Origin of the sequence: Limnohabitans sp. (assembly GCF_031539175.1) — a bacterium.
Classification (GTDB): Bacteria; Pseudomonadota; Gammaproteobacteria; order Burkholderiales; family Burkholderiaceae_C; genus Limnohabitans.
Map to the genome: position 1 here is coordinate 1 of NZ_JAVKLQ010000025.1, position 17,808 is coordinate 17,808.

16 protein-coding genes are annotated in these 17,808 nt (G+C 59.5%); 10 read left to right on the top strand and 6 right to left on the bottom strand.

What is annotated here, in order from left to right:
• Positions 1–165: 165 nt before the first annotated feature.
• Positions 166–1,146 (bottom strand): LysR family transcriptional regulator, encoded by a 981-nt coding sequence (locus tag RMS95_RS04585; RefSeq protein WP_310643989.1) that lies wholly within the window; start codon positions 1,144–1,146, stop codon positions 166–168.
• A gap of 105 nt (positions 1,147–1,251) precedes the next feature.
• On the opposite strand from RMS95_RS04585, the gene RMS95_RS04590 reads away from it, so the two are divergent.
• The 3 genes from RMS95_RS04590 (at position 1,252) to RMS95_RS04600 (ending at position 5,638) form a co-directional block, all read left to right on the top strand.
• Complete coding sequence (locus RMS95_RS04590; RefSeq protein ID WP_310643991.1) at positions 1,252–2,766, top strand: CoA-acylating methylmalonate-semialdehyde dehydrogenase; 1,515 nt, start codon at positions 1,252–1,254, stop codon at positions 2,764–2,766.
• Positions 2,767–2,899: 133 nt separating this feature from the next.
• A complete protein-coding gene (locus tag RMS95_RS04595) occupies positions 2,900–4,624 on the top strand; it encodes a GMC family oxidoreductase N-terminal domain-containing protein (protein WP_310643993.1) in 1,725 nt (574 codons plus the stop codon).
• 255 nt (positions 4,625–4,879) lie between these two features.
• Positions 4,880–5,638: a TSUP family transporter gene (locus RMS95_RS04600; protein WP_310643994.1), complete on the top strand. Its 759-nt coding sequence runs from the start codon at positions 4,880–4,882 to the stop codon at positions 5,636–5,638.
• Between the two features lie 10 nt (positions 5,639–5,648).
• Here the strand turns inward: RMS95_RS04600 and mrdA are convergent, their stop codons facing one another.
• From mrdA to RMS95_RS04620, 4 genes are read right to left on the bottom strand one after another with little or no spacing between them, the layout of a single operon-like run.
• Positions 5,649–7,706 (bottom strand): penicillin-binding protein 2, encoded by a 2,058-nt coding sequence (mrdA, locus tag RMS95_RS04605; protein ID WP_310643996.1) that lies wholly within the window; start codon positions 7,704–7,706, stop codon positions 5,649–5,651.
• A complete protein-coding gene (gene mreD, locus RMS95_RS04610) occupies positions 7,703–8,233 on the bottom strand; it encodes a rod shape-determining protein MreD (protein ID WP_310643998.1) in 531 nt (176 codons plus the stop codon). Before mreD ends, mrdA begins: the two co-directional genes overlap by 4 nt.
• Positions 8,230–9,150: a rod shape-determining protein MreC gene (gene mreC / locus RMS95_RS04615; protein WP_310644000.1), complete on the bottom strand. Its 921-nt coding sequence runs from the start codon at positions 9,148–9,150 to the stop codon at positions 8,230–8,232. The genes mreD and mreC overlap by 4 nt, the downstream gene beginning before the upstream one ends.
• A gap of 4 nt (positions 9,151–9,154) precedes the next feature.
• On the bottom strand, positions 9,155–10,198 hold the full coding sequence (locus tag RMS95_RS04620) for a rod shape-determining protein (protein ID WP_100134340.1): 1,044 nt from the start codon (positions 10,196–10,198) through the stop codon (positions 9,155–9,157).
• A gap of 137 nt (positions 10,199–10,335) precedes the next feature.
• Between RMS95_RS04620 and gatC the strand changes: the two genes are divergently transcribed.
• The 5 genes from gatC to RMS95_RS04645 are packed head-to-tail and all read left to right on the top strand — an operon-like array spanning position 10,336 to position 14,942.
• On the top strand, positions 10,336–10,641 hold the full coding sequence (gene gatC / locus RMS95_RS04625; RefSeq protein ID WP_310644002.1) for an Asp-tRNA(Asn)/Glu-tRNA(Gln) amidotransferase subunit GatC: 306 nt from the start codon (positions 10,336–10,338) through the stop codon (positions 10,639–10,641).
• A 10-nt stretch (positions 10,642–10,651) separates the two neighbouring features.
• Complete coding sequence (gene gatA / locus RMS95_RS04630; RefSeq protein ID WP_310644004.1) at positions 10,652–12,133, top strand: Asp-tRNA(Asn)/Glu-tRNA(Gln) amidotransferase subunit GatA; 1,482 nt, start codon at positions 10,652–10,654, stop codon at positions 12,131–12,133.
• Entirely contained in the window at positions 12,134–13,591 is a 1,458-nt protein-coding gene (gene gatB / locus RMS95_RS04635; protein WP_310644006.1) for an Asp-tRNA(Asn)/Glu-tRNA(Gln) amidotransferase subunit GatB, read from the top strand.
• A gap of 27 nt (positions 13,592–13,618) precedes the next feature.
• Complete coding sequence (locus RMS95_RS04640) at positions 13,619–14,224, top strand: YitT family protein (protein WP_310644008.1); 606 nt, start codon at positions 13,619–13,621, stop codon at positions 14,222–14,224.
• Positions 14,225–14,228: 4 nt separating this feature from the next.
• A complete protein-coding gene (locus RMS95_RS04645) occupies positions 14,229–14,942 on the top strand; it encodes an alpha/beta hydrolase (protein WP_310644010.1) in 714 nt (237 codons plus the stop codon).
• A 39-nt stretch (positions 14,943–14,981) separates the two neighbouring features.
• Here the strand turns inward: RMS95_RS04645 and pyrE are convergent, their stop codons facing one another.
• Positions 14,982–15,680 (bottom strand): orotate phosphoribosyltransferase, encoded by a 699-nt coding sequence (pyrE, locus tag RMS95_RS04650; RefSeq protein WP_310644012.1) that lies wholly within the window; start codon positions 15,678–15,680, stop codon positions 14,982–14,984.
• 11 nt (positions 15,681–15,691) lie between these two features.
• Here pyrE and RMS95_RS04655 point away from each other — a divergent pair, with 11 nt between their 5' ends.
• Both RMS95_RS04655 and RMS95_RS04660 read left to right on the top strand, forming a co-directional pair.
• A complete protein-coding gene (locus RMS95_RS04655; RefSeq protein WP_310644014.1) occupies positions 15,692–16,483 on the top strand; it encodes an exodeoxyribonuclease III in 792 nt (263 codons plus the stop codon).
• Positions 16,484–16,506: 23 nt separating this feature from the next.
• Positions 16,507–17,799, top strand: coding sequence for a TIGR03862 family flavoprotein (locus RMS95_RS04660; RefSeq protein WP_310644016.1), 1,293 nt, complete (start codon positions 16,507–16,509; stop codon positions 17,797–17,799).
• Positions 17,800–17,808 lie beyond the last annotated feature (9 nt).

Consider the following 17,808-nt stretch of genomic DNA (forward strand, 5'->3'; position numbering starts at 1 on the left):
AACCGTGACGGATGAGGAATTGACTATGATTGAAAACCGATTGAATCATCGCCCCAGAAAGCGACTAGGATTCAAGACACCTCACGAGGTATTCCATGCCTCGTTAAAGCGTGTTGCACTTCGTCCTTGAATCCGCCTTTTCAAAAAATCATAACAGCCAAATATTTAGGCCTTGGGCGCAAACCCCTCCGCCAAACCTGCCCGTAAATGCGCCACCAGCGCCGCCACCGCCCTCGGCACATGCGGCGCATACGGTCGAATGGCATAAATCTCCTCAGCAAATGCACCCATCGAACGCCACGCGGGCAGCACAGGCACCAACTTGCCTTGGCGCAAGGCCTCTTGTGCGCTGAAGTCGGGCATGAGAGCGATGCCCGCTCCGGTCAACGCGGCTTCGCGCAGGGCTTCGCTGTTGTTGGCGGCAAAGTTGCCTGACACGGGCACGGTCACACGCTCAGGGGCTAAGCGCTCTTGGCCGTCGTTCGGTTCGACGCTCGGTTTTTCTGGGTCGCGCGGCTCAAACGTCCAAGCGGGGGTGTCTTGTGAGCGGGGGTAATGCAAACAGTTGTGCGCGTGCAAATCGGCGGGGGTTTGCGGCTCACCGCGTCGACGCAAATAGGCTCGCGTGGCAACCAGCACTGTCTCCGTCCGGCAGAGCGCCCAGGCCACATGCGTATCCGGTGGACGAGCGGTGTGACGAATGGCCAAATCAAAGCCTTCGGTGGCCAACGCCGTCAAACGGTCCGACAAGTCCAGCTCCAAGCGCACCTCGGGGTAGTTTTTCAAAAAGTCGGCCAACAGCGGCACCAGCTGCTGCCGAGCAAAGGCCACAGGCGCGGTCACACGCAACAAGCCGCTGGGTTGATCGGCCAAGTCTTGCACCTGCGCAAAGCTTTGGGCAATTTGCGCAAACGAGGCGCGGGTGTCGTCCACCAGCCGTTGCCCCGCCTCGGTCAGGCGCACGCTGCGGGTGGTGCGTTGCACCAGCGTCACGCGGGCCGCACGCTCTAGCTCGGCAATGCGCTGACTCATGGCCGCCTTGCTCACGCCCAGTCGTGCCGCTGCGGCGGTGAAGCTGCCTTGCTGGGCCAGCACGCTCAGCCAGTGCAAATGACTCCAAAGCTCGTTGATTTTTTGCTCATCCATGCATAGATTGTTCACCATAATGAACAATCAATTCAAGTTTTTGCGCTTGTTCAGGTCAAGAAGCCTGCCTACACTGCCCTATCTTTTCTATAACAGAGACACACCATGACCCAACTTGCTCACATTGCGCATTACATCAACGGCGCCGTTGCCAACGGCACCAGCACCCGGACGCAGCCCGTTTACAACCCCGCCACAGGCGCGGTGACAGGCAACGTGAGCTTGGCCAATGTGGCTGACGTCAACGCCGCGGTCGCCGCCGCGCAAAAAGCTTTCCCCGCTTGGGCAGACACCCCGCCCCTGCGCCGCGCCCGTGTGATGTTCAAGTTCTTGGAGCTGATGAACCAGCACAAAGACGACTTGGCACGCATCATCACGGCTGAGCACGGCAAGGTATTCACAGACGCACAGGGCGAAGTGACACGCGGCATCGACATCGTCGAGTTCGCCACGGGCATTCCACAGTTGCTCAAGGGCGACTTCACCGAGCAAGTGTCCACAGGCATCGACAACTGGACCATGCGCCAACCCCTCGGCGTGGTGGCTGGCATCACGCCCTTCAACTTCCCCGTCATGGTGCCCGCTTGGATGTTCCCCGTGGCCATCGCCGCAGGCAACACCTTTGTGTTGAAGCCCAGCCCGATCGACCCAACCGCCGCGCTGTTCATCGCCGATTTGCTGAAAAAAGCAGGCTTGCCTGACGGTGTGTTCAACGTGGTGCAAGGCGACAAAGAAGCCGTCGATGCACTCTTGGTTCACCCCGATGTGAAGGCCGTGAGCTTTGTGGGCTCTACCCCCATCGCCAACTACATCTACGAGACCGGCGCCCACCACGGCAAGCGCGTGCAAGCCTTGGGCGGCGCGAAGAACCACATGGTCGTCATGCCCGACGCCGACATCGACCAAGCGGTGGACGCCTTGATTGGCGCAGCCTACGGCTCCGCTGGCGAGCGTTGCATGGCCATCAGCGTGGCCGTGCTGGTGGGCGATGTGGCCGAGCGCCTCATGCCCAAACTGATTGAGCGCACCAAAACCTTGAAGGTGTTGAACGGCACCAACCTCGCCGCCGAAATGGGACCCATCGTGACCGACGTGGCGCACAAGCGCATCACCGGCTACATCGAGCAAGGCGTGAAAGAAGGCGCGCGCTTGTTGGTCGACGGCCGCAACTTTGACGGCGCTGCTGCGGGCGAAGGCTGTAAGGACGGCTTCTGGATGGGCGGCACGCTGTTTGACAACGTCACACCTGACATGCGCATCTACAAAGAAGAAATTTTTGGCCCCGTGTTGAGCTGCGTGCATGTGGCCGACTTGGCCCAAGCCGTGGACCTGATCAACGCTCACGAGTTTGGCAATGGCGTGAGCTGCTTCACCCGCGACGGCAACGTGGCACGCGAGTTCTCGCGCCACATCCAAGTGGGCATGGTCGGCATCAACGTGCCGATTCCTGTGCCCATGGCATGGCACGGCTTTGGTGGCTGGAAGAAAAGCTTGTTTGGCGACATGCACGCCTACGGCGAAGAGGGCGTGCGTTTCTATACGAAGCAAAAGAGTGTCATGCAGCGTTGGCCTGAGAGCATTGGCAAGGGCGCTGAATTTGTGATGCCAACATCGAAGTAATCGAGCCCGTTAGAGGTCGATCGCGAGGCGGGCAGGGTCAACAACATGGCCCTGCCCGCCTTTTTGTCGTCAACCGGCACCCCGCCCCGCGCTACCATCGCGACTCATAACAACAAGCACCAGAGACAACCGAATGAGCGACACCCAGTTTGACTACATCATCGTTGGCGCAGGCACCGCAGGCTGCCTGTTGGCCAACCGCCTGAGCGCCAACGCCAGCAAACGCGTCTTGCTGATTGAAGCAGGCCGCAAAGACGATTACCACTGGATTCATATTCCCGTCGGTTACCTGTATTGCATCGGCAACCCGCGCACAGATTGGCTGTTCAACACCGCTCCCGACGCGGGCTTGAACGGCCGCAGCTTGCGTTACCCGCGCGGCAAAGTGCTGGGCGGCTGCTCCAGCATCAACGGCATGATTTACATGCGCGGCCAAGCGCGTGACTACGACCAATGGGCCGACATCACCGGTGACGCCCGCTGGCGCTGGGACAACAGCCTGCCCTATTTCAAACTGCACGAAGACCACCACGCCGGTGCCAATGCTCTGCACGGTGCCAAAGGGGCACGCAGTGACATCTTGGTGGGCGACACCACGGTGTATGGCGAAACCTTGCGTCACCACATTGCAGGCGGCGAATGGCGCGTCGAGAAACAACGCCTGCGTTGGGACGTGCTCGACGCGTTTGCCCAAGCGGCCGTGCAAGCGGGCATCCCCGCCACCGACGACTTCAACCGCGGCAGCAACGAAGGCGTGGGCTACTTTGAGGTCAACCAAAAAAGCGGCTGGCGCTGGAACACCGCCAAGGCCTTTTTGCGCCCCATGTGCTACGCCCGCCCCAACTTCGAGTTGTGGACCAGCGCGCAAGTGGCCCAGCTGTTGATGACCACCGAAGCCGACGGCACCCAACGCTGCACCGGCGCCAAGGTGTGGACCGGCCAAGAATATGTGACCGTGACTGCCAAAGAATCGGTGGTGTTGAGCGCAGGCGCCATCGGCACGCCGCACATCTTGCAGCTCTCCGGCTTAGGCCCAGCCGACCTGCTCAAGCAACACGGCATTGAACCCGTCATCGACCTGCCCGGCGTAGGCGCGAACTTGCAAGACCATTTGCAAATCCGCTCGGTGTTCAAGGTGCAAGGCGTGAAAACGCTCAACACACTCGCCAACAGCTGGTGGGGCAAAGCCATGATCGGCATGGAATACGCGTTCAAGCGCAGCGGCCCTATGAGCATGGCCCCTTCGCAACTCGGCGCGTTCACCCGCAGCAGCCCTGACCAGCCCTACCCCAACATCGAGTACCACGTTCAACCGCTCAGCCTCGATGCCTTTGGCGAGCCGCTGCACAGCTGCCCAGCCTTCACCGCCAGCGTGTGCAACTTGAACCCGACCAGCCGCGGCACGGTCAACATCACCAGCGCCAATTTCGCCGATGCGCCCAAGATTGCGCCCAACTACTTGAGCACCCCCGAAGACCGCAAGGTCGCCGCTGACTCGCTGCGCGTGACACGCCGCATCGCCGCCCAACCCGCGTTGGCGAAATACAAGCCCGAAGAGTTCAAGCCCGGCGTGCAATACCAAAGCGACGAGGACTTGGCGCGTTTGGCAGGCGACATCGCCACCACCATCTTTCACCCTGTCGGCACGGCACGCATGGGCCGCTTGGACGATGTGATGGCAGTGGTTGACCCCGAACTGCGCGTGCGTGACGGACGCGGCGGCGTGGTGCGCGGCCTGCGCGTGGTGGACGCCAGCGTGATGCCCACCATCACCAGCGGCAACACCAACAGCCCCACCTTGATGCTGGCCGAAAAAGCCGCCCAATGGCTGGCCCACGACGCTTTGCTGTCAAACTGAATCGGGCCTGACGCTGCGCCCTTGAAATCGGGTTAATCCGCAAGGGAAACTCCTAGGCAATTCGGGGGCTAGCGGCGCTTACAGTAGTGGCACTCGGAGCCGCCAAAGCGCAGCTCAACGAGGGCTCGAGGAGACAAGACAACAGACCCTTCAAAGGGTCGTTTTAGAGAAGGCACCGGCAAACACCGGTGCCTTTTGCTTTGTGGCTTTCGTTTGCAACCGCTTCACGCTGTCTTTCACCTCACAATCCCCCGGATGGAACTCCTTTTCGTCACCTTCGCATCAGCATTGGCTGGGTTTGTAGACGCCATCGTGGGCGGTGGTGGTTTGATCTTGTTGCCGGCATTGTTTGCGGTTTACCCCTCGGGTGTGCCGGCCACCCTGCTGGGCACCAACAAAAGCGCTTCGGTCTGGGGCACCAGTTTTGCGGCTTGGCAATACAGCCGCCGCGTGCAAATGCCTTGGCGCATCATGTTGCCCGCGGCAGCGTTGGCCATGGCAGGCTCGTTCGCGGGTGCTTGGCTGGTGACGCGGGTGTCGCCTGAGTTTTTACGCCAACTGCTGCCCTTCGTGCTGCTGGCCGTGCTGGGCTACACCTTGGTCCGCAAAGACATGGGACAACACCACACGCCGCGCTTTCAGGGTCGCGCTGAGCTGTTGGCGGCCTGTACGGTAGGCGTTGGCATTGGCTTTTACGATGGGTTCTTTGGGCCGGGCACGGGCAGCTTCTTTGTCTTTTTGTTGGTGCGCTGGTTGGGTTACGACTTTTTAAACGCCTCCGTCGCCGCCAAACTGCTCAACCTCTCCAGCAACGCCGCCGCCTTGGTGCTGTTCACCCTGAAAGGTCATGTGTGGTGGCATTTGGCCCTGCCCATGGCCGTGGCCAATGTGATGGGCAGCTTGCTGGGCACACGCATGGCGCTCAAACATGGCGCAGGCTTTGTGCGCGTGATGTTCATCGTGGTGGTCAGCGCCCTGATTTGCAAAACCAGTTGGGATGCGTTTTTACGCTGAACCGATGCGGTCAACGCCGATTTTTGGCTTCCGCTTTGGCGTCAATTTTGGCGTCTGCTTTCGCATCGGCTTTGGCCGAAGCTTTGGCATCTGCAGCTGCCTCTTGCTCTGACGAGTCCAAGTTCTTCGGCGGCCACGGCACGCTCGCCACAGGACGCGACTTGCCAATCGGGCGTGTGGCTTGGCCCTTTTGCACCGCCTCAATGTCTTCTTGAGAGGGGTACTGGCCGGTCAACACAAAGTCAAACACGCGCCGCGCGATGGGCGCTGCGTTTTGGGCGCCAAAGCCTGCGTTCTCGACCACCATCGCCAATGCAACTTTGGGGTCGTCCGCCGGCGCAAACGCGACGAACAGCGCGTGGTCGCGCATGCGCTCGTCAATGTTGGCGGCATTGTATTTTTCGTTTTGTTTGACGGTGTAAACCTGCGCCGTACCGGTCTTGCCCGCACTCACATACGGTGCGCCCACAAAACTGGTGGCTGACGTGCCCTCAATGTTCACACCAATCATGCCGCGCTTGATCACGTCTAAATTCTCTGGCGACAAAGGCAATTGCCCCACTGGCTCCTTGGCCACGGGCGTCGCTGTTTTGGTTTCGACATCCAGCACCTCGCGTACCAAATGCGGCTTCATCTTCAACCCGTTGTTGGCCACCGTGCCCATGGCGTGCGCAATTTGCAACATGGTGAAGCTGTTGTAGCCTTGGCCAATGCCCAGCGAAATGGTTTCGCCCGAGTACCAACGTTGTTGGTCTGCCCGCTTATAGGTTGTTCGCTTCCACTCGGTGGAAGGCAGCACGCCCCGCGACTCGCCCAAAATATCGATGCCCGTGATTTGACCAAACCCCAAGGGCTTCATCTGCTCGTACATCAAGTCCACGCCCATGTCGCGGGCGAGTGTGTAGTAGTAGGTGTCGCAGGACTCAACGATGGATTTGTACATGTCCACCATGCCGTGGCCGCCTTCTTTGTCATCGCGGAAACGGTGATTGCCGAACATGAAAAAACCCGGGTCGGGAATCAATGTTTTCTCTGAACGCTTGCCCGTTTGCAGGGCGGCCAAGGCCATGAACGGCTTGTAGGTCGACCCCGGTGGGTAGGTGCCGCGCAAGGCTCGGTTGAGCAAGGGCTTGTCAATCGATTCGTTGAGCGCTTGCCAGTTTTCAAAATCAATGCCGTCGACAAACAAGTTGGGGTCGAACGTGGGCTTGCTGACAAACGCCAAGATTTCGCCAGTCTTGGGGTCTAAGGCCACCAACGCACCGCGGCGTTTGCCGTACAAATCTTCGACCAGCTTTTGCAACTTGATGTCGATGGACAACACCACGCTGTTGCCGGGCACCGCTTGGCTGCTGTTGAGGCGACGCACCGCACGTCCGCCCGCCGAGGTTTCCATCTCTTGCACGCCGGTGGTGCCGTGCAGCTGTACTTCGTAGCTTTGCTCGACCCCGAGCTTGCCGATGTAGTCGGTACCTCGGTAATTGCCGGCATCTTCGGACTCTTCGATCTTGGCTTTTTCAGCGGTGTTGATGCGCCCGATGTAGCCAATCACATGACTGGCCAATTCGTTGTAAGGGTAGTTGCGGAACAAGCGCGCCCGAATTTCAACGCCCGGAAAACGAAAGCGCTGGGCCGCAAAACGTGCCACCTCTTCATCACTCAAACGCGTGCGAATGGGCACCGATTCAAAGCTTTTGGACTCGGTCATTAGCTTTTTAAAACGGCGTTTGTCGCGGCTTTGGATGTCGATCACACCCGCGAGCTGCTCGATCACTTCTTCTAAAGGCGCCACCACTTTGGAAGGGGTGATCTCCAAGGTGTAGGCCGAATAGTTGGTCGCCAACACAATGCCGTTGCGGTCCATGATGACGCCACGGTTAGGCACGATGGGCACGATGGCGGTGCGGTTATTTTCGGCTTGCTCGTTCAGATCTTCGTAACGAATGACCTGCAAATAAAACAAGCGCAGAACCAGCAGCAAAAATGCCACCAAGATAAAGCCCGAGACCACCACCACGCGCGACCTGAACCGCTGCAGGTCGAACTCGATGTTACGAATCACCCTCATAGCGGACGGTTGGCGTCAGGGTTAGGCGCACGTCGTTGTGGCGCGAGCAAAACCACGCTCACCACGGGCCACATGACCGCCTCTAAGAAAGGCGCCAAAAAGATGGTCCAACCTGGGAATAAAGCACCCGACATCATGCGCACAGCCAATTCCAAGGCATGCGCGACGGCGAAGATAGGGAAGACTTGCATGGCTTGCGATGGCACCGTGAACCACAACAAACGGCGGTGAATCAAGGTCGCCATGAAGCTCAATGCGGTGTAAGTCAATGCATGCTGGCCCAACAACGCCGACTGGTGCACATCGGTCACCACACCAAAGAAAAACGCCACGCCAACGCCCACCATGCGCGGCTGATGCACGCACCAAAACACCAAGACCAGCGCCAAGAAATCGGGCATCCACGCCGCATGGCTGACCAAACTCATGTGCACCAACATGTTGGTCAGCAGCGCCATCAACAGCGTGAACAAAATAAACAACGGGTTGGCCGGCAACAGCAGCTGATGGCCACGCGGCATGATCATCGACGGCCCCCTTTGGGATTTGCAATAGGCTGAGGTTTATCGATCTGTGGACGCGCAGGCATTTGGGTGTTCAACGGTTCTAACACCATCACATGACGCGCCCCCTGCACACGGCCCACAGGCTCGCACAAGATACGGGCGAAAGTGGTTTCGGCACGGCGCTCCACCTTGGTCACTTTGGCCACCATCACGCCAGCGGGATAAATACCGTCCACACCACTGGTGGACAGCATGTCGCCCACTTCGATGTCCGCGTTGGTCGCCATGAAGCGCAACTCCAACAACGGCGCACCACCGGCTTCGCCATACGCGACACCACGCGCACCCGTGCGCGTGTTGAGCACGGGAATGGAATGTTCGCGGTCGATGACCAAGGTGACCTCACTCACCAGCGGCAACACACGGGTCACTTGGCCCAAGATGCCATGCGCATCCATCACGGGGGCGCCGATTTTGATGCCGTGCGTCAGACCTCGGTCAATGATGAGTTTGCGGGTGTAGGGATCGGCCGCGTCATACAACACCTCGGCAGCAACACCCGTGGTGGTCAAGCGCTCGCGCAAGGCCAACAGCTGGCGCAGCTGGTTGTTTTCAAGCGTGAGTTGATCGACTTGGCCTGAACGCTGCGCTTGCACGAGCAACTGCTGGCGCAGCTCGCGCTCGGCAGCCTGTGCCGTGTCACGCGCCTCAAAGTAACTGCTGCCGTACTCAGCCATCGCTTGCGGACGCAGCGCCAACCATTGCACCGGATACAGTGCCACAGACAACACCGCCCGCAAGGGTTGGGTCACGCCAAAGCGCACGTCGGCCACCATCAACAGCACCGACAAAGCGCTGAACAACAGCAATTTGGAGACCGCTGAGGGCCCCTGTTTGAAAAAGGCAGGAGGCGGACTGCCCAGAGTGCCAAGTGGCACGGACTTACTCGCTTGTGAAGATGGAGCCTAAGCGTTCCATGCGCTCAAGCGCCAGACCGCAACCACGCACCACGCAAGTCAGCGGGTCTTCGGCCACCAAAACAGGCAAGCCTGTTTCTTCAGCCAACAAGCGGTCGAGGTCACGCAACAACGCGCCACCACCGGTGAGCATCATGCCGCGCTCGGCAATGTCTGCCCCCAGTTCGGGCGGTGTTTGCTCCAACGCGTTTTTCACGGCAGAGACGATGTTGTTCAGCGGGTCGGTCAAGGCTTCCAAGATTTCGTTGGACGAAATCGTGAACGAGCGTGGCACACCTTCGGACAGGTTGCGGCCCTTGACTTCCATTTCCTTGACTTCAGAGCCAGGGAATGCAGAACCAATTTTCTTCTTGATCGCTTCGGCCGTGGGCTCGCCGATCAACATGCCGTAGTTGCGACGGATGTAGTTGATGATGGCTTCGTCAAACTTGTCGCCACCCACGCGCACGCTGCCTTTGTAGACCATGCCACCCAAAGAGATGACGCCCACTTCGGTGGTACCGCCACCGATGTCGACCACCATGGAGCCCGAGGCTTCCGACACGGGCAAGCCCGCACCAATCGCAGCAGCCATCGGCTCTTCGATCAAAAACACTTCGGAGGCGCCAGCGCCCAAGGCGGATTCGCGAATCGCGCGACGCTCCACTTGGGTCGAACCGCAAGGCACGCAAATGATGATGCGAGGGCTGGGCTTCAGCACCGAGCGGGGGTGCACCATCTTGATGAACTGCTTGAGCATTTGCTCGGTCACCGTGAAGTCGGCGATCACGCCGTCTTTCATCGGGCGAATGGCCTCAATGTTGCCGGGCACTTTGCCCAACATCGCCTTGGCTTCGTGGCCCACGGCTTGGATGGTTTTTTTGCCTTGGGGGCCGCCTTCGTGGCGAATGGACACCACAGAAGGCTCGTCCAACACGATGCCTTTGTCGCGCACGTAAATCAGGGTGTTGGCGGTACCTAAGTCAATCGCCAAGTCGGTGGAGAAATACCGACGGAAAGATCCAAACATCACTGTCCTCTCTGGCTCTGGCGGAATCGCCAAAGCACCATATTGCGGGGTGGTCGCGAGCGCGAGCACAAAGGCGGGATAATACCGCATCGCCCATAAATCATGGGTTTTTTGCTTAAGTTACCGCCCCAACACCTATGTCCCTGAACGACCAAGACATCAGCCGCATCGCCAATTTGGCCCGGCTTGAGCTGCAGCCTGACGAACAAGCCCGCATGCTGAGCAAAATTAACGACTTTTTTGACATCGTTGCGCAAATCAGCGCGGTCGACACCACGGGCATCGTCCCCATGGCTCATCCTGTGGACGCCATGCCAGGCGCGCACATTGAGTTGCGCCTGCGTCCGGACGTGGCGAGCGAGCCCAACCAACGCGACCTGAACCAACGCAGCGCGCCAGCCGTTGAGCGCGGTTTGTTTTTGGTTCCCAAAGTGATTGAGTGAGGCATTTCGCATGACAAATTTGCATGACATGAGCGTGGCCGAACTGGCCCAAGCCCTCCAAACCAAACAAGTGAGCGCAGTCGAAGTCGCCACCGCCTTTTTGGCCCGCACGGGCGGCAACCCGCACAACGCGTTTTTGGACATCGACAGCGAAGTCACGCTGGCCCAAGCGCAAGCCAGCGACGCCCGCATCGCCGCGGGCACAGCTGGCGCGCTCGAAGGCGTGCCGATTGCACACAAAGACGTGTTTGTGACCCGCGATTTCGCCACCACCGCAGGCTCCAAAATTTTGAGCGGCTACCGCTCGCCGTTTGACGCCACCGTGGTGCAAAAGCTCGGCACTGGCGTGAACGCGCAAGCCGGCGCAGGCATGGTGACCTTGGGCAAGGTCAATTGCGACGAGTTCGCCATGGGCTCCGCCAACGAAAACTCAGCCTACGGCGCGGTCACCAACCCTTGGAACACCTCGCGCGTTCCCGGCGGCTCGTCAGGCGGCAGCGCTGCGGCTGTGGCTGCACGTTTGGCGCCCGCTGCGACGGGCACCGACACGGGTGGCTCGATTCGCCAACCCGCCAGCTTTTGCGGCATCACTGGCATCAAGCCCACATACGGCCGCGCTTCTCGTTACGGCATGATTGCCTACGCGTCTAGCCTCGACCAAGCGGGCCCCATGGCCCGCACGGCCGAAGACTGCGCGTTGTTGCTGTCTGCCATGTGTGGCGCTGACTTGGACCGCGATTCCACCTCGCTCGATGTGCCTGCTGAAAACTTCTCCGCCAAGTTGGGCGACAGCTTGCAAGGTTTGCGCATTGGCATCCCTAAAGAATTCTTTGGGGACGGCCTCGCCGCTGACGTGCGCACCGCCATTGACGCCGCGCTCAAAGCACTCGAAGCCCAAGGCGCCAAGCTCGTGCCCATCACGTTGCCTCGCACCGAGCTGGCCATTCCCGTGTACTACATCATCGCGCCCGCCGAAGCCAGCTCGAACCTGAGCCGCTTTGATGGCGTGAAGTTTGGCCACCGCGCCAAGGACTACACCGACCTCGTGAGCATGTACAAAAAGACCCGCGCCGAAGGTTTTGGCGAAGAGGTCAAACGCCGCATCATGACCGGCGCGTATGTGTTGAGCCACGGCTACTACGACGCGTACTACCTGCAAGCGCAAAAAATTCGCCGCATGATCGCCGACGACTTCCAACGTGCCTTTGCCGAGTGCGATGTGATCGCCGGCCCCGTCGCCCCCACCGTCGCGTGGAAGCTGGGCAACAACGCCAGCGATCCGCTGGCCGACTACTTGGCAGACATCTTCACCCTGCCCGCTTCACTGGCTGGCTTGCCCGGCATGAGCGTGCCCGTGGGCTTTGGCGAAGCTGGCATGCCTGTGGGTCTGCAACTCATCGGCAACTATTTGCAAGAAGCGCGTTTGCTCAACGTGGCGCACCAGTACCAACTGAACACCGATTTCCATAACGCCAAGCCGGAGGGCGTTTAAATGACTGCACCCAAATTAGTTCAAGGCTACGAAGTCGTCATCGGCTTTGAAACACACGCCCAGCTCTCCACCCAGAGCAAAATTTTCAGCCGCGCATCGGTCGCCTTTGGTGCTGAGCCCAACACGCAAGCCTGCGCGGTGGACATGGCCCTGCCCGGCACGCTGCCCGTGATGAACATCGGCGCAGTCGAACGCGCGATTGAGTTTGGCTTGGGCGTCAATGCGCACATCGCCGAGCGCAGCATCTTTGCGCGCAAAAACTACTTCTACCCCGACCTGCCCAAGGGTTACCAAATCAGCCAGTTTGAAATTCCAGTGGTGCAAGGCGGCGAGGTGTCGTTCTTTTTGGAAGTCGGCAAAGAGACCGTGCACAAAACGGTGCGCTTGGAACGCGCCCACCTCGAAGAAGACGCAGGCAAATCGCTGCATGAAGACTTCATTGGTCAGAGTGGCATCGACTTGAACCGCGCGGGCACACCGCTGCTCGAAATCGTCACACAGCCCGACATGCGCAGCAGCGAAGAAGCCGTGGCCTACGCCAAAGAGCTGCACAAAATCGTCACGTGGATTGGCATTTGTGACGGCAACATGCAAGAAGGCTCGTTCCGCTGCGACGCCAACGTGTCGGTGCGCAAACCGGGCGAGCCCTTGGGCACGCGCCGCGAGATCAAAAACTTGAACAGCTTCAAGTTCATGCAACAAGCCATCGACTACGAAGTGCGTTGGCAAATCGACCAAATCGAAGACGGCCACGCCATCGAACAAGCCACGGTGTTATTCGACCCAGACACCGGCGAAACCCGCGCCATGCGCACCAAAGAAGATGCGGCCGACTACCGCTATTTCCCAGATCCAGACCTGCCACCGTTGGTGATTGGCCGCGATTGGGTCGAGCGCGTGAAGAGCGAAATGGCTGAACTGCCACGCGTGATGGCTGAGCGTTTCGTCAAAGAGTACGCACTGCCTGAATACGACGCCACCCAACTCACCCAAAGCAAAGCTGCAGCAGCCTACTTTGAAGCCACGGCCAAAGCCTGCGGCCAACCGAAACTCGCCAGCAACTGGATCATGGGTGAAGTGTCGCGTCGCCTCAACACGGGCGAAGTGACGTTTGACAACATCCCCGTCAGCGCTGCACAACTGGGCGCGCTGATTGCGCGCATCAGCGACAACACCATCAGCAACAACGCGGCGCGCCAAGTGTTTGATGCGTTGTGGTCCGAAGGTGGCGAGGTCGATGCCGTCATTGAAGCCAAAGGCCTCAAGCAGATGAACGACACCGGCGAGTTGGAGAAGATCATCGACGCTGTGCTGGCCGCCAACCCCAAGAACGTCGAAGAGTTCAAAGCCGGCAACGCCAAGGCGCTGAACGGTTTGGTCGGCCCCATCATGAAGGCCAGCAAGGGCAAGGCTAACCCCGCACAAGTCAACGCGCTGTTGATGAAAAAACTGGGGTAAGCCATCTCCGAGCCACGGCCCTCCCCGTTGCTGCCAGCACCGGCGCCTCACAGCCTGCTGGAAGACATTCAAGGCCTGTTGACAGGCTGCTTGTTTGTCGCGCTGGGCGTGTGCCTATTTCGCGAAGCTGGGCTGTTCACGGGCGGCACCACTGGCGTGGCGTTTTTGACGCACTACTTGCTGGGCTACCCGCTGGGTGCGGTGCTGTTTGTCATCAACTTGCCGTTTTATGTGTTCGGTTGGCGCAGGCTTGGCCACCTCTTCACGTTCAAGACCTTTGCGGCCGTCGGCTTGCTCTCGGCGTATGTGGAGTTGCTGCCACAGTGGATCGGGTTTGAGCACCTCAACCCCCTCTTTGCCGCAGTCATGGCGGGGCTGCTGGCGGGCACGGGCATTTTGATTTTGATTCGTCACGGCGCTAGCCTTGGGGGCGTGAGCATCATGGCTATCTATTTTCAAAAAACGCGCGGCTGGCGTGCAGGCCATGTGCAAATGGCGGTCGACTTTGTGATCTTGCTGGCCGTCTTCGCCGTCGCAGATGCCCACAAAGCGTTACTGTCGCTGCTGGGTGCGCTCGCTTTGAACGTGGTGATTGGCGTCAATCACCGCACCGATCGTTACTACGGGGTTTAACACCATGACACCACCAACCTTGATCCTTGTCCCTGGCCTGATGTGTGACGAGACCTCATGGGGTCCTGTGGCACCCATTTTGTCGGCCCACATGCCCTGCCGCGTGGTGTCGCACGGCAACGCCGACTCGCTGGTCGCCATGGCGCAACACATTTTGGCGACGGCGCCCGAGCAGTTTTATTTGGCCGGTCACTCCATGGGTGGGCGTGTGGCTTTGGAGGTGGTGCGCTTAGCCCCCGAACGCGTATTGCGTTTAGCCCTGCTCGGCACGGGCTTCCGCCCCAAAGAAGCAGGCGCTGCGGGCGAAGAAGAGGTGAAGAAACGCCAAGCCCTGCTGGACATCGCGCACGACCATGGCATTCGCCAAATGGCGCTGACTTGGGTGCAAAACATGGTGGCGCCATCGCGCTTGAACGATGCAGCGCTGATTGAAGACATCGTGCAGATGTTTGAGCGCAAGTCCGAAGACATCTTCCAACGACAAATCAAAGCCCTGTTGGAGCGCCCTGATGCCAGCGATGTGCTCACTGAAGTTCAAGTGCCCACACTGGTCATGGCCGGCGAGTTTGACGCTTGGGCCAGCCCGCAGCAACACCAACAGATCGCAGACTTGATACCCACGCGCCCCACCGTGAATGTGGTGATGGGTTCGGGTCACATGATGATGATGGAAAAACCAGAGTTGGTGACGGCTAGCTTTTTGAGCTGGCTGTCGTAAACGCATGACGCAGAGGCGCTTCGCCCCTGACCGTTTGCGTTACTTCACCCCATACCGATCACGGTAAGCCTGCGTGCGCGCCAAGTGCTCGCCCATCGCATTGCCATCTTGTGCATTCAAATAGGTCAGCAAATCACTCAGCTCTGCAATCGCGCACACCTGCAAGCCCACTTGCTCGCGCACGTATTGCACGGCGCTGTAGGGCACGTCTTGGGTGGTGCCATCGGCTTGTTTTTCGGTGGCCATTTCTTGACGATCCAGCGCAATCACCACAGCATGCGGTGTGGCACCTGCGGCTTTGATGAGGGCAATCGATTCGCGGGCGGCTGTGCCTGCGCTCATCACGTCGTCCACGATCAACACGCGACCTTGGAGTGGCGCGCCCACCAAGCTGCCGCCTTCGCCGTGGTCTTTGGCTTCTTTGCGGTTGTAGGCAAAGGGCACGTTACGGCCTAGACGCGCCAACTCAATCGCCACCGCCGCGCCCAAGGGAATGCCTTTGTAAGCGGGGCCAAAAATCATGTCGAACTCGATGCCGCTTTGTACCAAGCGCTGCGCGTAAAAGCTGGCCAGCTTGCCCAACTTCGCGCCATCGTCAAACAAACCGGCGTTGAAAAAGTAAGGGCTCATGCGGCCCGCTTTGGTTTTGAACTCCCCAAATTTCAGCACGCCGCAATCCAGCGAAAATTGCACAAACTCTTGCGCCAACGCATCGTTGGCGGCCGTACTCTTATTCATGGGGAAATTCCTTGTTCAAACTAACCAGCCTCAACCTCAACGGCATTCGTTCGGCCGCCCGCAAGGGCGTGGAAGCTTGGCTCGAAAAAGCCAGCCCTGATTGTATTTGCGTCCAAGAAATCAAAGCCCAAGCGCCTGATGTGGAAGGCACGTTCGACCGCTTAGCCGGTTTGAAAGGCCACTTTCATTACGCCGAGAAAAAGGGCTACTCGGGTGTGGGCGTGTACACCAAGCACGAGCCCAGCGACGTCATCGTGGGCTTTGATGGCGGCGAGTTTGATGCCGAAGGTCGTTATGTCGAACTGCGCTTTGACACGCCCACGCAAAAACTGTCCATCATCAGCAGCTACTTTCCCAGTGGCTCGTCAGGCCCTGAGCGCCAAGATGCGAAGTTTCGCTTTTTGGCCGCCATGTACCCGCACCTCAACAGCTTGAAACAAGGACGTGAGTTTGTGCTGTGTGGCGACATCAACATCGCGCACAACGAGGCCGATTTGAAGAACTGGAAAGGCAACAAAAAGAACAGCGGCTTCTTGCCCGAAGAGCGCGCGTGGATGACACAGCTGACCACCGAGGGCGGCATCGTGGATGTGTATCGCCAGCTGCAGCCCGACACCACCGACGCTTGCTACACCTGGTGGAGCAACCGCGGCCAAGCCTATGCCAACAACGTGGGTTGGCGCTTGGACTACCACTTGGCCACGCCCGCCGTAGCCGCCAAAGCGCAGGCAGAGCACATCTACAAAGACGAAAAGTTCTCCGACCACGCACCGATCACCATCACGTACAACGGTCTGATCTGATCGCTGCGGCGACAATGGGGGCAATGACTCGCCCTATCCCCCCCCAAGTCGCCATCATTGGCGCAGGCCCAGCCGGCCTCATGGCTGCTGAAGTTTTAAGCGCTGCAGGCGTGAATGTGCATGTGTACGACGCCATGCCCTCCGTTGGCCGCAAATTTTTGCTCGCAGGTCTGGGCGGCTTGAACCTCACCCACGCCGAACCGCTCGAGTATTTCGTGCAACGCTACGCCGAGCGCAGCGAGGCCTGTGCCGCTTGGCTCAACGCCTTCGGCCCACAAGCTGTGCGCGATTGGGCGCAGGGTTTGGGCATCGACACGTTTGTGGGTAGCTCGCAACGCATCTTCCCCACCGACATGAAAGCTGCGCCGCTGTTGCGCGCATGGCTGCACCGCTTGCGCCACCCCACACAGGGCACGCCCGTCACGTTTCACATGCGCCACCGCTGGAATGGCCAATTGCAAAAAACCACCGCCTTCGATCTGGGCTTTGACACGCCCAATGGGACGCACACCGCACACGCTGACGCCGTGGTACTGGCATTGGGTGGCGGTAGCTGGGCCAAGTTGGGCTCGGACGGCGCTTGGCAACCGTGGCTGAAAGCCGCTGGCGTCGACGTCGCGCCGCTGCGCCCCGCCAACTGCGGCTTTGACGTACAAGGCCGCGCAGGCACAGATGGCAGCGCCACCACAGGCTGGAGCGCACACTTGGCCAGCCAATTTGCAGGCACGCCCTTGAAGTCGGTGGCACTGTCGTTTACCGACACGGCAGGCCACAGCTTCCAACGCAAAGGCGAATTTGTGGTGACGGCCACGGGTGTCGAGGGCAACTTGGTTTACGCGGCATCGGCCTTGCTGCGCGACGACATTGAGCGCCACGGCCACGCCACACTGCACCTCGACCTGAAGCCCGATTTCACAGCCGAGCGCGTGTTGGCCGAGGTGAAGCACCCACGCGGCTCACGCTCGTTGAGCAACCACTTGAAAAGCCGACTCAGCCTCACCGCCTTGCATTTGGCGCTGCTGCACGAAGTGCTGAGCAAAGAAGCCATGAACGACCCTGCGCAACTCGCAGCGGCCATCAAGCACTTGCCCATCACCTTGACGGCCACACGTCCGATCGACGAAGCCATCAGCAGCGCAGGCGGTGTGCGCTTGGAAGCCTTGACCGATGCGCTGATGAGCACAGCGTTGCCCGGCGTGTTTGTGGCCGGTGAAATGCTCGACTGGGAAGCGCCCACAGGCGGCTACTTGCTCAACGCCTGCTTGGCCAGTGGCCGGTTGGCAGGGCAAGGTGCCAGCGAGTTTTTGTCGAAATAAGTGCGCTTT